This is a genomic window from Plebeiibacterium sediminum (assembly GCF_026013605.1).
In the GTDB taxonomy this organism is placed as follows: domain Bacteria; phylum Bacteroidota; class Bacteroidia; order Bacteroidales; family Marinilabiliaceae; genus Saccharicrinis; species Saccharicrinis sediminus.
This window is the reverse complement of sequence record NZ_JAPDPJ010000092.1, coordinates 1-15,075: the sequence shown is the minus strand read 5'-3', so window position 1 is coordinate 15,075 and position 15,075 is coordinate 1. Positions and strand designations below refer to the sequence as shown.

13 protein-coding genes are annotated in these 15,075 nt (G+C 34.0%); 2 read left to right on the top strand and 11 right to left on the bottom strand.

All coding sequences use genetic code 11. The annotated features are described in order from the left end of the window. The coding region (locus OM075_RS22505; RefSeq protein ID WP_301192813.1) for a hypothetical protein at positions 1 to 1,263 on the top strand (1,263 nt) is incomplete at its 5' end. Between the two features lie 174 nt (positions 1,264 to 1,437). Here OM075_RS22505 and OM075_RS22500 read toward each other — a convergent pair. The 6 genes from OM075_RS22500 to OM075_RS22475 all read right to left on the bottom strand — a co-directional run bounded on the left by OM075_RS22500 (position 1,438) and on the right by OM075_RS22475 (position 8,339). Then, the gene (locus OM075_RS22500) at positions 1,438 to 2,301 is read right to left on the bottom strand and encodes a helicase associated domain-containing protein (protein WP_301192812.1); all 864 of its coding nucleotides are present in this window, start codon (positions 2,299 to 2,301) and stop codon (positions 1,438 to 1,440) included. Positions 2,302 to 2,429: 128 nt separating this feature from the next. Next, entirely contained in the window at positions 2,430 to 2,777 is a 348-nt protein-coding gene (locus OM075_RS22495) for a molecular chaperone DnaJ (RefSeq protein WP_301192811.1), read from the bottom strand. Beyond that, positions 2,774 to 3,007: a DUF4248 domain-containing protein gene (locus tag OM075_RS22490; RefSeq protein WP_301192810.1), complete on the bottom strand. Its 234-nt coding sequence runs from the start codon at positions 3,005 to 3,007 to the stop codon at positions 2,774 to 2,776. The genes OM075_RS22495 and OM075_RS22490 overlap by 4 nt, the downstream gene beginning before the upstream one ends. Positions 3,008 to 3,555: 548 nt before the next feature. Beyond that, entirely contained in the window at positions 3,556 to 4,041 is a 486-nt protein-coding gene (locus OM075_RS22485) for a glycoside hydrolase family 97 C-terminal domain-containing protein (RefSeq protein WP_301192809.1), read from the bottom strand. 380 nt (positions 4,042 to 4,421) lie between these two features. Then, a complete protein-coding gene (locus OM075_RS22480) occupies positions 4,422 to 7,313 on the bottom strand; it encodes a type I restriction endonuclease subunit R (protein ID WP_301192808.1) in 2,892 nt (963 codons plus the stop codon). A gap of 99 nt (positions 7,314 to 7,412) precedes the next feature. After that, entirely contained in the window at positions 7,413 to 8,339 is a 927-nt protein-coding gene (locus OM075_RS22475) for a tyrosine-type recombinase/integrase (protein WP_301192807.1), read from the bottom strand. A 76-nt stretch (positions 8,340 to 8,415) separates the two neighbouring features. Here OM075_RS22475 and OM075_RS22470 point away from each other — a divergent pair, with 76 nt between their 5' ends. Next, positions 8,416 to 9,549 carry a restriction endonuclease subunit S gene (locus OM075_RS22470; RefSeq protein ID WP_301192806.1) on the top strand — a complete coding sequence of 378 codons (1,134 nt, stop codon included), beginning with the start codon at positions 8,416 to 8,418 and terminating at the stop codon, positions 9,547 to 9,549. On the opposite strand, the gene OM075_RS22465 is transcribed toward OM075_RS22470, so the two are convergent. The 5 genes from OM075_RS22465 to OM075_RS22445 all read right to left on the bottom strand — a co-directional run bounded on the left by OM075_RS22465 (position 9,546) and on the right by OM075_RS22445 (position 14,944). Beyond that, positions 9,546 to 10,751: a restriction endonuclease subunit S gene (locus OM075_RS22465; RefSeq protein ID WP_301192805.1), complete on the bottom strand. Its 1,206-nt coding sequence runs from the start codon at positions 10,749 to 10,751 to the stop codon at positions 9,546 to 9,548. The genes OM075_RS22470 and OM075_RS22465 overlap by 4 nt on opposite strands. 48 nt (positions 10,752 to 10,799) lie before the next feature. Next, positions 10,800 to 12,368, bottom strand: a complete 1,569-nt coding sequence (locus tag OM075_RS22460) for a type I restriction-modification system subunit M (protein WP_301192804.1) — start codon at positions 12,366 to 12,368, stop codon at positions 10,800 to 10,802. Between the two features lie 33 nt (positions 12,369 to 12,401). After that, positions 12,402 to 13,445, bottom strand: a complete 1,044-nt coding sequence (locus OM075_RS22455; RefSeq protein WP_301192803.1) for a PDDEXK nuclease domain-containing protein — start codon at positions 13,443 to 13,445, stop codon at positions 12,402 to 12,404. Positions 13,446 to 13,459: 14 nt separating this feature from the next. Beyond that, positions 13,460 to 14,059 (bottom strand): DUF6088 family protein, encoded by a 600-nt coding sequence (locus OM075_RS22450; RefSeq protein ID WP_301192802.1) that lies wholly within the window; start codon positions 14,057 to 14,059, stop codon positions 13,460 to 13,462. A 273-nt stretch (positions 14,060 to 14,332) separates the two neighbouring features. Beyond that, entirely contained in the window at positions 14,333 to 14,944 is a 612-nt protein-coding gene (locus OM075_RS22445; RefSeq protein WP_212219774.1) for an HPP family protein, read from the bottom strand. Positions 14,945 to 15,075: the final 131 nt, after the last annotated feature.

Here is a 15,075-nt window from a genome sequence, read left to right as displayed (position 1 = left end):
ACGATAAAAATGTTTAGGGGAACAACCCCACCGTTATTGAAAAAAGGCGAATGGGCTTCGGATGGCCAGTACGCTTATTTGGGTATGGAACACGAGCAATACAAAGTTTTTCAGGGTGTGTTTGACATGAGCAAAGACCAACAAATAACAGGTTTTGAATACGATGTTGAACGCAAAGCGATTATAATTCCTTCGGGAACTCCGTTTTCAAAGCTTCAAAGGCTGTTTGATTCCCTGCCCAAAGCATTAAAATACCATACCAACAAAAGTGCGAGTATCAGCATCATGTTTGAAGATGGTACTTACATCAACGATTTGGGAACGTTCCTGGTTCTTCGTGATTTCTCCTACCAAATCAACATCTGCTCATTGAGCAATAAGGTGGATGGTGTGGTTGGAACATACGTTAAGCCTGTAATTTTCCAAAGCGATAAGGCTATTGAGATTTACAATAGTGCTATCAATTTTGCAGATATACGGTTTGAATATACTGATGCCGGAAGCGGTGCAATTGCTTTCCTAAACAGTACCACCAACATTGACGATTGTTGTTTTGAGGCAAAGGTCAATCAATCGTGTGTATTTGATAGAGGCTACAACAAGATTGTGTTTTCAGATACCTATTTCAAGATGAACAGGGATATTCAGGACACGATACTTGACAGGGCTTCGGTTGGTTCATTCATCAATATTGCACGTTCAAAATCCGCTCCGGAATACAGACCAAAAACCATTGTTCAGCAAATTAGTGGAGGATTGATAATTGCCGGGAATGTAGAAGATTTGCTCATTTCAGAGAAAAGTCCTGTGTATATGCCCAATGGAGGTATCGAGGTACACGGTGGTTTTGTAACCGACCCTGACGGAAATATCAATATTGCCATTCCAACAAAGCTTTCGCAATTGGAAAACGATATGAACCTGACTTCAAATTTTGAGGAACTGCAAAATAAACCAACAACCATTAGTGCAGAACAAGCAACGGCAATAGAGAACAACAACAAAAAGAGTAGCTACCCACAAGCAGATGCAGAAAAACTTGCAGGGATTGAGGAAGGTGCTACTGCCGGAGCTGATTGGAATACCAATATTCAGAATAAGCCAACTACCATATCGGTAGAACAGGAAGCAGCTATCGAGGCAAATACGCAAAAACGTTCTTATCCCGAAACCGATGAAAACAAATTAGCAGGAATTGAAGAAAACGCCACCGTTGGAGCTGATTGGGTGCCGCTTGTTATTATGTATGATTCAAGTGTATGATGTTGTATAACAATACATTGAACCTATATTTATATTGAGTAAAATATCATGTGGTTACATATATGTTACACCATATTATAGTGATTATTTTACATTGAAGGTTAATTTTGATTGATGAAAGTTATTTTTAATGTGGTTACATACTGGTGTAACCAACAAACAATATAGAAAATTTCAGCGTTTAATTTCTTGCTGATTATCCTTGAAAAAATCAATCTCATTAAGAAGTGAAATTCTTTCTTTTGACAATTTGGAGATATGAGTACGTTGGATAGATACCCAATTTGCTAATGATTTGTAGTTTTTGCTTGTAGTGACAATATAGCAGGTACCAAATTGTTGTTTATATTCTTTCAACTCTTCGTAACGAATTAACCATTGTTCGTTAGCTCTTTCTTTGTTCAATAAAGCAGTAACAGATTGCTGTGGATTCCAATTAAAACCTAAATCATTAAGTTTTTCTTTCCTTTCTTTGGACATTGTATCTTTTGTCCGTCTAAGAACTTTCATAAAGTTTACAAGTTCATTTTTTGCACCATAGGAACTACATACTAATAAATGACCGTGTTCTTTTTTAAACAGTACTAATTCATCAAACATTTCTTCCCATCGATTGATAGTTTTATTTTTCATTTCAACTCCAGCCGATTTTAGCTTCTTTATTTTTGAATGATGCAATTTACCTTTCCAATATAGTTTTCTTTGATATACAAGCCAGTTTTGGAGCTGACTGTCGCTATTGCTTTCTGTAACATTTGTATGTCCAAACTGCTTTTGAAATTTAAGCAACTTGGTGTACATGTTATCCCAATCATGAAACGCCATTAAACGAAAGTTAAAGCCTATCATGTACAAAAGATTTTCCCTTTTCAAATCCATTGTACCCTCGTGATATACTAATCTTTGACGACGAACCCAATAACCCAAACTTTTATTTAGAGGATATTTAGCAGGAACATTAGCGTGACCGTTCTTATTTTTATAATCAACTAATTCAAGAAACATACCTATCCAACGACCTTCCAGAACTTTGGTCATATCTGCCTGCTTTTTATAATCTTCGATTGCCTCTGATAAGTTTTTATGCACAATACTTGAAATCCTGAATAATATAATTGTTTAGAATTAAACAAAAATACTTTATTTCAATTTCATTATCAAAAGTCTTACAACCCATTTAGCAAATTTACAACCCCCTCCAGAATACCTTTTTTCAAGGATGAATCGGTCATTCTGATTTTTTGCTTCATGAATGATTGTGGCACTTGCTTTTTTATTAAGATTCTTGCCAATCTCCCCAAATCTTTTAGCAACTCATCTTCTAACGATGTTTGAGTTTGACTATAAGTAGTGTTTTTCTGCTTTTGCAAATGCAAGAGTGTGGCATTATATTCTTCTTGCATTTTTTGAAATTCACTGGCTGTTCCTCCAGCATCCGGATGCAGTTGCTTTGCCAGTTCTCTGTAACGCAATTTGGCTTGAGGTACATCGGCTATTCCTTTAAAATATTTCATAGTTGCTCCAACTCTTCAATGGTTATACTAAAATGTTCCAGGATTAATAGAAGCTGCTGTTTGTTGTAATAATGGCATTTTGTGCTCCCGGCATCTGAAATTTCTTGTTTTAAGGTAGGACATATATCAATTTCATTCCGAAGTTGCTGCATAGCCGACTTAATTGAAATGCTGTTTGGATAAAGCTTCTTTACTAATTCTTGTTTTAAATATGTTCTTGGGACTATCATCACATTAAGATTTTATCAGAAATTGATGAATTTTTAAAAAATGAAGTGATTTTTTTAAATTCAATAGGGATACTGTAGTTTCATTGCTAATAAACCAAAATAAGAGATAATAAATCAAAGAAAACGAAGGGTCTATAAACACGAAAAGCCTCTGAAAGAGGCTTGTTTTAAGTGTTATATGTAATTTTTTAGGCACAATTCATAGTATTTACCTTTTTTGGTAATTAGCACAATAAAGATAGAAATTCTGGTTACAAGAGAAAGAAAGCTAACACTTAAAATTTCATGTAAACTATGTAAATAATGTAAATCAATAATCTTACTTGGTTGATATTCATCATTTTGTAGATTTACTTCACTATTGATATCAAGTAAATATATTTACCTAACATCTAATTTCCCATGCGTTTCACCAAAAATATCATCTGGTAGAAAGAAACTATGAACCCTTGTTTTTTTTTACGTATTATGAGCTTTCTGAATGTGATATTCCTTAAGTGGAATATCTCAAACTGTATCTTGTTGGTGTTATTTACAAACTAATTCATTCATTGGGTCACAATTACACCACCGTTAGGTTGAATTGTCAAATTTACCGAACCACTATTTCTGATTTTTATTTTAGAAAATTGTGGTTCCGATTTCTTATTGTCAGAGTATAGTTTCACATCTTTACCAGCCCACATCGGAAGATTAACATTTAACTTTATTGCCTCTTTTTGTGCATTCACACCAACAACATACCATTGGTCTTTATGACGACGTGCTAAAACACAGTATTTACCGGGATAACCATCAATGAAAACAGTTTCGTTCCATGTCGTTGGTACATGCTTCATAAAATCAATCTCAAACGCAGGAACATCTGTTAAATTGTTGGGTGCAATGCCAAACATTTGCACTGGGGTTTGATATAAAACTGCCGTAGCTAATTGAAAAATGTCAGATGTTTTTCTGGTTGTTCCTCCATCATTTGTTCTGTTATGACGTTTATATGTTTTGTATGTATTCCCTTTACTTTTGGTATATAGCACTTGTTTTTAGTAAAATCCAAGTCAATCTTCCCAAGTCTCTTATCAATTCATTTCCTCCTCATTTTTTTGAAATTCACTGGCTGTTATTCCTTTATCAGGATGTAGTTATTTTGTCAGTTCTCTGAATTATATTTTGGCTTGGAGTAATATTGTTTTATTGCTAATAAACCAAAACAAGAGACAATAAATCAAAGAAAACGAAGGAGGTATAAACACGATAAGCCTCTTTAGAGGCTTATTTTAAGTGTTATGTGTAATTTTAGGCACAATCGTAATTATTATACCTTTTGGTGAAGCTCAATAAAGATAGAAATTCACGTAAGTTTAGGAAGAAAAAGTAAATGATTATCACCTACAGATTTCATCAATGCTCACTTTCATCAACTTCTTGAAATACCACTTATAAATGTATCAACGAAATCAATAATCTTTTCAGTGATTCTTTCAGAAATAGTCTTTCTTTCTTTTAAGGATGGTTTCTTTTTCATCATCCCAATAATATCATCTCGTAACGGCTTTTTCTCGGTAAACATATAGTTTCCGATTACCTCCTGTAACATTTCCGCATCCAGATTCTCTTCTTCACTAAGTTTTTCAATGGCAACAATTCTTTCTTTGCTCCAGTAGTTTTCAAATTCTTCAGGTATATCTTCAGAATCTTTAATTGATGATAAATTTTCCTGGATAAATCGCTCGATTAATTCACGTTTGCTACGCATACGAGCATCTCCGGTCATTAAATCAAGAATAGCCTTTTTCTGTTTTTCCTGCTCTTCTTCGGTGGAATCTTTAAGTTTTGCCAGAAGCTTTAAAATATATGCAACGTTTATTTCATCACGGTGAATTAACTCCAACTCAAAATCAATATCACCTAGTATAGAAACCTTTTCTTTTTGGTGTGTCGATTTTGCTTTATCGTATAAGTCAAGATATTTGCTTTTATAATCCTCAAAACCTTGCTCTTCCATTGATAAATCATCAAAAGTAAACTCAGTGAATGTAACAAGTACATTTCTTAAACGCATCAACTCACGGAATGCTCTTATAAACTCAAGCTCCTGTTCTTCATCAATCAAATCGTTTACGCTATCAACGGTTGGGGCTATTTTTAATAATTCATCAAATGCCTGGTTGAATTTGGCAACATACTCTTCGTATGGCTGCATTATAATTTCATCCTTAGCATTGATGTTTGAAAATAAAGAAATTGCTTTGTCGGTAGCACCTTTTAAATTTCTAAAGCAAACAATGTTACCTTGTGATTTTAACTCATTTAAAATGCGGTTTGTTCTGGAATAGGCTTGAATTAAACCGTGATATTTCAAATTTTTATCTACATATAAGGTATTTAACGTTTTGCTATCGAACCCAGTTAAAAACATATTTACCACCAGTAATATATCAATCTGCTTGTGTTTTACTCGCTTAGCAACATCATTATAGTAATTATAAAAGCTTTTACTGTCTTTTGTAGTGAAATTCGTACCAAACTCCTTATTATAGTTTCCTATAAACTCTTCAAGATAGTCTCTTGAATGTTGAGTATTATATGCAGCTTGTGGTTCAGCTGCTATATTCATTAGTTGGTCAGACTCAAAAGCAAACTCTTCATCTATAAAATTGCCTACAGCATCTTTGTCATCTTCATTGGCTTGATATGAAAAGATTGTTGCTACTTTTAGATTATGAAGCCCTTGTTCTTTCTTTTGTTGAAATAACTTATAGTATTCAACTACGGGACTAAAACCTGTTTTGGGGTCGATACTTGATACAGCAAGAATACTTGTAAACTCTTTATTATGAGTTTTTCTATTATGATTTGCAATAATGTAATCCACTATATTGTTAAGACGGATGGGTGCATTCATTACCTCTGCTTCGTCAATAGCTTCAACCTCAATATCTAAAATATTATCTTTCTTTTTGAAAGTACTGATGTACTCAACTGAAAATTTTAGAACATTCTCGTCTCTAATGGCATCGGTAATTACATATTGATGCAGTTTTTTCTCAAACAACATTTTAGTTGTCCGTTTCCCAAACTCATTAGTCCCTGCATTTTCTTCGAAAATAGGTGTGCCGGTGAAACCAAACATTTGGCATTTAGTAAAGAAATTCTTAATGTCATCGTGTGTTTTACCGAATTGAGAACGGTGACACTCATCAAAAATGAAAACAATACGCTTGTCGCTTTGAGTTTCCATTTGAGCCAAATACCTTTTCTTGCTAATGGCGGTGTTTAGCTTCTGAATTGTGGTTACAATCAGTTTGTTATCACCTGTCATTTGTTTTACCAGGGTGTTGGTGTTGTTTGTTCCATCAATACTCCCTTTGCTAAATGCATTAAACTCTTTGGTGGTTTGGTAGTCGAGGTCTTTACGGTCAACCACAAAAACAACCTTGTGTACTTTTGGATAGTTTGTAAGTATTTGAGCTGTTTTAAACGATGTAAGCGTTTTTCCGGAACCTGTTGTATGCCATATGTAGCCAAACTTCCTGGTTGTTTCAACTCGTTCAACAATGGCTTCTACTGCATAAAACTGATAAGGGCGTAAAACCATTAATATCTTGTCCGATTCATGAATTACAATATATTTAGTAATCATCTTTGAGATATGGCAAGGCTCTAAGAAAACATTGGTGAAATCAACAAGTTGCGTAATGAGTTTATTATTTACATCACTCCAATAAAATGTTTGTTTAAATGACCTGGCTTTTACCGGACTATTGGCATAATACTTTGTATTAACCCCGTTGCTGATTACAAAAATTTGAATAAACTGAAATAAGCCATGACCAGCCCAATATGAATGCCTTTCATAACGATTGGTTTGATTGAATGCCTCCTTTAACTCAAGTCCCCTTCGTTTTAATTCAATCTGAACCAACGGCAAACCATTTATGAGAATTGTAACATCGTATCGATTCTTATAGTTTCCCTCCATGGTTACTTGTTGTGTAACCTGGAATTGATTTTGACACCAATGAATTTGATTGATTAACTCTATCGTTTTATGCTCGCCATTATCGTTGACGTAGGGAACCCGGTCTCTTAAAATTTTAGCTCGCTCAAATATATTACCTTTATTTATAAAGTTGAGAATTTGTTTGAAGTCCTGCGCAGACAATGAAACTTTATTATGAACTTCGAGCTGTGATTTCAGATTAGCCAGTAAATCATTCTCATCATTAATAACAATATTTTTATATCCTAACTTTTGTAACTGTGCAACAAGGTTATTTTCGAGTATCTGTTCAGGTTGAGTAGACATATTTCATTTAATTCTATAGCTAAATGTCAAAAATAGCTATAACAAATAAGAAATAAGTATCCTCATTGCTTTTTTGTTTTAATCAAGCCTTTAGCCTTATTAATTCAATGACTTAAACATTTGGTTTATTGCCTTTTTCTTCTGTTCTGCATTTGGATGAACATAGAGGTTTAAGGTTGTACTAATATTTGAGTGACCCAATAATACACTTACCGTTTTATAGTCGCAATTGCTTTCGATGCAGCGTGTGGCAAAGGTGTGGCGTAAACTATGAAATTTCAAATGTGGTACACCAAGATTATCCACAAAGCTTTTGTAATAATTACGGTAGGTGCGAGGTTCTGTACTCTTAATTTCGTTTGTTAATACGAAAAAGGATGCATTGACTATCTTTTTTACGGATTTCAACATCCGCAGTAACTCCCGGTTCATCGGTATCTCACGAACTGAGTTTTTGGTCTTAGGACTGTCGATAATAAGCTCTGTTTTGCCAATATTGTTTTCCATAGTGTAAATACGCTGAATTGTTTTGTTGACACTTATCAATCCTGTTTCTGTATTTATATCTTCCCAGGTAAGGGCGCAAACTTCACCAATTCGCAATCCTGTCGTTAGGCATAAATAAATTCCTAAATTCCGGAAAGTAAAATGCTCCTGAACGTAGTTCATTATTTTCTTTTGGTCTGTTCTGGTGAAAACCTCCAATTGCTGACCTTTTTGGTCTGTAGGATATCGAATTTCAAACGGTTCGTACTGTAACAGGTTTTGTTTTGCTCCATACTTGAGAATCATTTTCAAAACAATAAGTATATCCATTATTGTTTTTTTGCTTAATCCTTCATCTAATTTCTTGAAGACAAATGCTTGTACTTCCTCTTCGCTTATTTGGTAGTTATTACCAAAAGACGGCTGCAAGTGATTTTTTACCAACAACATGTAAGCTGAGATGGTTGATTTTTTCACATACTGTTTTTTGTCAGCCAACCATAATTGGCTGATTGCTGAGATTTTCTTCTGATTTTTCATATACACTTTTTAAAATTAAAAGTGCAAAGGAAGCCATTAGAGTATTTTATATTCTTTATTCCTCAATGTTCCAAATTTGAGATTCCCAGAGTTTGAGGATGAATGGGAAGCGAAAAAAATAGAAGAAATAGCTACTGTTTCATCTGGAGGAACTCCAAGTCGAACTAAACCAAATTATTGGAATGGCAATATTCCATGGATTACAACAAGCTTAATTGATTTTAATAGAATAAAGACGGCAGAGGAATTTATTACAGAGGATGGTCTGAGTAATTCATCAGCCAAGCTTTTTCCAAAAAGCACTATACTAATGGCAATGTATGGGCAAGGTAAAACAAGAGGAAAGGTTGGTATTCTTGATGTAGAAGCCTCAACAAATCAAGCTTGTGCTGCATTGAAAATTAAAAATAAATTTCATGTCGATTTTGTTTTTAACTACTTAGCTAAAGATTATGAGAAAATTAGAAATTTAGCTAATGATGGAGGGCAGCAAAATCTAAGTGCTGGATTAATTAAGTCTCTAAAAATCAAAACACCCTCACTTTCTGAGCAAATTAAGCTAGCGAACTTTCTTGTTGTAATCGATAAACGTATTCAAACCCAAAACAAAATCATTGAACATCAAGAATCCTTAATGAAAGGTATGATGCAGCAGATTTTCTCTCAACAATTAAGGTTAAAAAATAATAGTGGAGAAAATTATCCGGATTGGGAGGATAAAAAACTAAAAGACTTATGCGAGAAAGGGACATCTAACATTTCCGCAAATTCCTTAGAATCAAACTCCGGAGAATACAAAATTTACGGTGCTACAGGCTTTTTGCAGAATGTAAATTTTTATCAAGAAGAAGAAGCGTACATCTCAATTGTTAAAGATGGTGCAGGAGCTGGACGAACATTGATATGTGAGGCAAAATCATCAGTATTAGGCACACTCGACAAAATAAAACCGAAGAACAATAATAATATGTACTTCCTATATCTACTTCTCAAAACGATAAGTTTTGAAAAATATATAACTGGTAGTACGATACCGCATATTTATTTTAGAGATTACGGTAATGAAAAAATAAAACAGCCCTGCATTGAGGAACAAACTAAAATAGCCTGTTTTCTTTCAAATCTTGATGAGAAACTTGAGAAAGAAAAGCAGATTTTGGCACAATACAAGCAGCAGAAAAAACACCTATTACAAAACCTGTTTGTTTAAACGAACAGGTTTTGTAGTAAATATTGTTTTTGAGATTTTAGTTTATCCAAATATTCTGATTCTATTCCCATCTTTTTGTCATAGGCTGACAGTACTGAAGATATTTTTTGTTGTTCAGGAATGGATGGTAATAGAATTTTTATATTAGCCATTACCCCATTCATTAATTTAGGATTACCAACATAAGAAACATATTTATGTGTCACAGAGTTTAATAACTCCGCAACACAAGGATTAGCATTTCCTTTTTTACACAGAAGTACACCTGAAACATTTGTACAATAAAATTTACCTTCTCTGTATTTTACATCCCCTGCGTTTGCTCCATCAGTTGTCCAAGTAATTGCATTTTCATATAAATATTCATTGTAATAACCTGTTAACCCATTATTCTTTGTTTGAGATGAATAAACAGGATATTTATATTCCGTATCTGAACTTTGTGTCATTTTAGTTACTGCTAAAACATAACCTCTAGTGACTTCAAATACTTCTCCTATTTTTTTCTCCTCCCACGCAGGGAAATAATTGCCATTTTTTTCTTTGAACCTAATTTCCTGATTAAATATTTTCTGAATCATCCCTTTTTTTAGCAATTTATAATCCTCAATGATTTTGTTTTGAGTAGAAATTCTGGCTTCAATTTTAGAAAGTAATGAGGCTATTTTATTTTGTTCTTCAATAATAGTTGTAGTTATTTTTACTGAGCTTAATGTTTCTTGTCCCACATTATAGCGTGTACTTCCACCGCTTTTTGATGTAATCTCTTTCCTTGCAGAAGCCGTTTTTAAAAGATAATTCAAAAAAATAGGATTGTAATCTGCCTTTTTCTTTCCTCGAATCACAAATCCGCCAAAAGTTGAAGGTGTTTCTTCGTCAAGGTAAACATTGGCTTGACCTACTTCCTCTCTGGTTTCTGAACTTCGTTGAAATAATATATCTCCATATTCTACAATATTTTTTTGAAAATCTGCCTCTTTTACATTAACAGAACCGATAATACAGTCATGCTTTATAAAGTCATTATTGATAATATCAAGTACATTAATAAACTTATAACCACTTCCGTAATCATCTTTTGACGCATTTAACCCATTTTTAAACGTCATCAATTCAGATAAATATTTTTCTTCCCAATTTGAGTCAAACTCCGGGAATCTCAAATTTGGAACATTGAGTGTATTTTTTCTATTTTCTTTCATTTCAACTATTTTCTTTCTTAATTAAATAACATTAGGGATTCAGTTAGATTAAAAAAAACTCAATCCTAATTCCTGAAAATAGCCGTTAATTTCAACGTCCAGTTCTGAGCGTTTGGCTTCCAGTGTTTTAATTTCCTGCATTACCGCATTAATATCCACAGGTTCTTCCTCTTCAAATGTATCAACATAGCGAGGAATGTTTAGGTTATAATCGTTCTCTGCAATTTCTTCTAAAGACGCAAGGTAGGAGTACTTATCAATGGCTTCACGATTTCGATATGTGGTTACAATTTTCTCAACATCGCAATCTCTCAATTCATTTTGATTACCAACTTTAATAAAGTGGTCATCGCCACTGGCATCAATAAATACTACATTGTCATCAACTTCACGGCACTTTTTAAATACCAAAATACAGGTTGGTATAGATGTTCCGTAGAAAATATTGGCAGGTAAGCCTATTACAGCATCAAGATAATTGCGGTCTTCAATTAAATATCTACGAATAACACCTTCAGCTGCACCACGAAACAAAACTCCGTGAGGTAATACTGTTGCCATTGTTCCGTTATCGGCCAATTGGTGAACCATGTGGGTAACAAAGGCATAATCAGCTTTAGTTTTTGGTGCCAATTTACCGTATTGACTAAAACGTTCATCGGTGCTGTTCAATGGATTTTCATCGCTTTTCCAATGAGCTGAGAATGGGGGATTAGCAACCACAGCCTCAAAACGCTTGTCGAGATGTTGTGGGTTTTCTAAAGTATCTTCCTGGCGAATATCGAAATTGCGGTAATGAACATCGTGCAAAATCATATTCATGCGAGCAAGATTAAATGTAGTACGGTTAAGTTCCTGCCCGTAGTATTCGTCAACAACTTCAACCTCTTTAGCAACACGCAACAACAAAGAACCCGAACCACATGTAGGGTCATAAACCGATTTTAACTTCTTCTTTCCACTGGTAACAATCTTTGCCAGTATTTTAGATACTTGTTGGGGTGTATAAAATTCTCCTGCTGATTTTCCGGCTCCGGCAGCAAATTTTGCAATTAAATATTCGTAAGCATCTCCCAATACATCAGAATCAACATCCTGTAGTTTAAAATCAATTTTGTCGAGATGATTCAATATTTTAACTATAATTTCATTTCTTGCTCCAACAGTTCTTCCTATCTTTGTTGACGTTAAATCCAAATCTTCGAATAAAGCCGTGAAATCGTCCTCTGATTCAGTTCCCATTGTACTTTGTTCAATGTGATTCATTACGGCTTGCAAGTCTTCTATAATATAGTTGCTTTCACTTTCGGTATCAGCATTCCCTTTTTTAGCCAGTTCAGAAAATAACTCTTTAGGTTTTAAAAAGTAACCTAGTTTCAAAAGCGATTCCTCTTTTATAGCTTCTAAGGTTTCGGTATCAGTTACTTTTATATAATCGGTTATCTTTTCTCCTTCAAGTAATTCATTGGCATATAAGTATTGTTTTTCACTCAGGTACTTATAAAAGATAAAACCGAGAATATAATCCCGGTAATCATCTGCACTAATCTTGCCTCTTAATAAATTGGCAATGCCCCAAAGTTGGGCTTCCAATAATTTCTTCTGGTCTTCTGACATATCGTATGTTTCTTAAAATCAGTCTAAAATATTTTATTCCTTGTCTCGTTTTTCAATAAGCCTTTTAGCAGTAATTGTAAATTGATGCAATTTTTTGGCTAAAAGCTCTTTAGGTAAATGTTGGGTTATGTATTCGGCAACCTTTATGTTTGCTTTATCCAATTGAAGAAGCTCAATTTGTTCCTGGTTTCCTTCAGCACAAAGTATTAAGCCTATTGGTCGTTCTTCATCCGGTTCGGTATCATGTTTTTCAAGATATCGCAAATACAGTTCCATTTGTCCTTTATAGGCAGGTTTAAATTTCCCGATTTTAAGGTCTATAGCTATTAAACGTTTCAATTTCCGGTGATAAAACAACAAATCAAGATTAAAATCGGTATTGTCGATTATCATACGTTTTTGTCGGGCAACAAAGGTGAAACCAGAACCCAATTCAATTAAGAAGTTTTCTATCTCCCTAAGTATGGCAGCTTCCAGGTCTTTCTCTGCATAAGTATCTTTTAGGTTTAAGAAGTCAAGGACATAATGGTCTTTAAAAACTAAATCCGGAGAGAGTTTATCGCTTTCTTTTAATACTTGAAGTTCTAGTTTCGCAAGTTCTTCGGGCTTTTTACTGATAGCTGTGCGTTCAAACAGCATTGAGTCTATTTTCTTTTGCAGGGTACGTGTGCTCCAGTTTTCAATTCGACACATCTGTGCATAAAACTCACGTTCTAAGTCTGTATTTAAAGGAATAAGCAGTTTAAAATGAGACCAACTCAATTGTCGCCACAGTGTAGCGACAATTTGATTATCAGAAAAAGACTCGTAGAATTGCATCATTCTATTTAAATTTTTGGCAGAGTAACCAGACCCATATTCCAATGTTAATTTTGCACTCAGTGCATGCAAAATTTGTTTTCCGTAATCAGCTCGCTTATTTTCAAGGATATCTTCTTTAATTCGCTTACCAATGTTCCAGTATGTGGCGGTAATTCCAATATTCACCGCCTGAGCTACCTGCTGTTTACCATGGTCAATTAGCTGTTGAATATCTGCAAATAGATTGCTGTTTATATCTAACTTGTCTTCTGACATATTCTGTTTTTTATCTATTTATCAATTGCCTGTTTCATTATTTCTCTAATCCACACCGGGGCTAATGCAATATCGTGTTGCAACAATTTGAGGTCTTCCTTTTGTAAAAGCGTATTAATTTTCTGAAGTTCCACCTCAGTGGCTTTATCTTTGCCTATTTCACGCAAAGCCTGTATAACCAAAGAGCTGATTTTACCTTTTGCTTTAAGGTTTTTAGGAGTGGTTCTTTTTAGTTTTATGGTTCTTTTTCCGACCTTAATAATACGGGGAGCACCATCGGTGAGGAAAACTAATTTTAAAGGTACTTGTGTACTTAAACCTAAAGCATGTAATGCGTATGCTCCTGTAGAGATGAGTTTAATTTTATCGCGTCTGGCAATGGCTTTAGCTACATCCTCGGCGGTAGGCAATACTTCTCCAATATATTTGTCTATTATCGGACGCACGTATATACCATGAGCAACAGACCTTATCAGACCTTTTTCTTTTAGGTTTTGCAAAGCTTTTCTTATTGATTCAGCCGAACCTCTATGGCTAAAATCATCGGAAAACAATAGATAACCTTTAGGTTTTGACTTAATTGTCTTTTCTATCTTAAATTCAACGCTTTGCATATTTATTGCATGAGAAAATTTTCACAAATATAGAATAAATATGTGAAGCAGAAATTAAGGTAGGTCAATTGTATTTATTTCAGGAAATATGAGAATGTAAGCCAACACTTACAATTTCATGTAAACTTTGTAAATATTGTAAATGGAGAGATGTAAAAATCAATACGTCAACAAAATATAGATTTACTTTATAAGAATTTTCAAGTAAATATCTTCACTAAATACCATAGCATTAAAAATGGTTGTGGCTATATTTTTTTAATAGCTATGTTATTATCGAAACGGTTTATAGTTACTGATTTTTAATTTAATTTTTCTCAAAACTCCTCTAACTCTACCATTGGTTGGATAAGTCCTGTGTTTAGTCATGTTATTAAAAACTAACGCAACAAGAAATAAGATAAAAGCTCCTGATAAGACTGGAGAAATTGCATAAAAATATCCGATAGCTTTGACTTTCTCAGTACCAATAACTGCAATTAATGCAGTAGCTCCGCCGGGAGGATGTAGCGTTTTTGATAATTGCATTGCAACTATTGAAGTAGCAACAGCTAACGGTGCTGTAATCCATATTATTTCTGGTAATATTTTAAAAATGGTTACTCCAATTATTGCAGAAATAAAATGTCCCCCAATGAGATTCCGTGGTTGCGCTAAAGGACTTTCAACTGCTCCGTATATCAAAACACTAGATGCTCCAAATGAACCGATAAGAAATATATTTTCTAACTCGCTAAGATGAGTGCTTTGTATAAATGCGATTAATCCGATACCGACAAACGCACCAATAAATGACCATAGAAACTCTTTGTAATCTATTAGAGTTTCCCTGTATATTACATATTTAGAAAAGCGTATACTTCTCTTTATCTTTCTTACAACCATAGGTATTTAATTCAATAGGAAGAAAACTCATTTCATCGTGAATTGTTTAACTCGAATAAACATGCACACTATTTTGCGCTGCCGGAAGGTAATTGATTCCAAACCAACAAATGAGTAATACTACAAATGCC